This is a genomic window from Aureimonas ureilytica (assembly GCF_001475935.1).
Lineage (GTDB): Bacteria > Pseudomonadota > Alphaproteobacteria > Rhizobiales > Rhizobiaceae > Aureimonas > Aureimonas ureilytica_A.
Genome location: NZ_LDQA01000093.1, coordinates 1 through 968 on the forward strand (window position 1 = coordinate 1; position 968 = coordinate 968).

At 67.1% G+C, this 968-nt stretch carries 1 protein-coding gene; it reads left to right on the plus strand.

Annotated elements, in window-relative coordinates:
• Positions 1-77: 77 nt before the first annotated feature.
• A partial coding sequence (locus NS365_RS22560; protein WP_193753517.1) for an efflux RND transporter permease subunit occupies positions 78-968 on the plus strand: 891 nt, incomplete at its 3' end.

Below are 968 nucleotides of genomic sequence, written 5' to 3' on the forward strand. Positions count from 1 at the left end.
GACGCGACCGACGCGCCGGCCCCCATTCCCTCGGCCGCCGCCGACCCGGCCAATGGCCGACGCGCGGAGCTGGCCCGATGAGCGGCGGAGCCGAGCCTGACGCGCCGCCCCCCGGCGAGGGGCGTATGGACGGGCTGACCGCCCTTACCTCGCTCTTCATTCGCCGCCCTGTGTTCACGATCGTCATCAATCTCCTTTTGATCGTGGCGGGGCTGGCGGCTTTTAACGCGGTGGAAATCCGCGAGCTGCCCAATGTCGATCGGCCGGTCATCACGGTGACGACCCGTTTCGAGGGCGCGTCCCCCGAAGTGGTGGATCGTCAGCTGACGGACGAGATCGAAAGCGCGGTCGCCCGTGTGCCCGGCATCGCCTCGATCTCCTCCTCGTCGCGCTTCGGCCAAAGCCGGGTGACGATCGAATTCACCGACACGACCGACCTCAATGTCGCGGCGAGCGACGTGCGGGACGCAGTGGCCGGCATCGCCAATTCGCTACCCGAGGATGCGGACGAAGCGCGCATCGTCAAGGCGGATGCCGACGCCGACGCCATCATGCGGCTCGCCATCCTTTCCTCCACGATGAAGATCGAGGATCTGACGACGCTGGTGAACGACCGGATCGCCGATCGTGTGGCAGCGGTGGAAGGGGTCGCCAATGTCGAACTCTCGGGCGATCGCGAAAAGCTCGTCTATATCGATATCCGCCCGGACGAGCTTGCGACGCGCGGCCTGACCCTGGCCGATGTTTCGACGGCGCTGACCAACGCGTCTTTCGACCAGCCGGCGGGCTCGCTGGAATCGCCGACGCAGAACCTCGTCGTGCGCGCGAGCGCCAGTCTCGTCACGCCCGCGGATTTCGGCGCGGTCCTCCTCAACGACAACACGCGGCTTCGCGATGTCGCGAATATTCGCTTCGGCCCCGACGAGGCGGCCTCGCTTCTGCGCGTCAACGGCGAGACCGGCATCGGC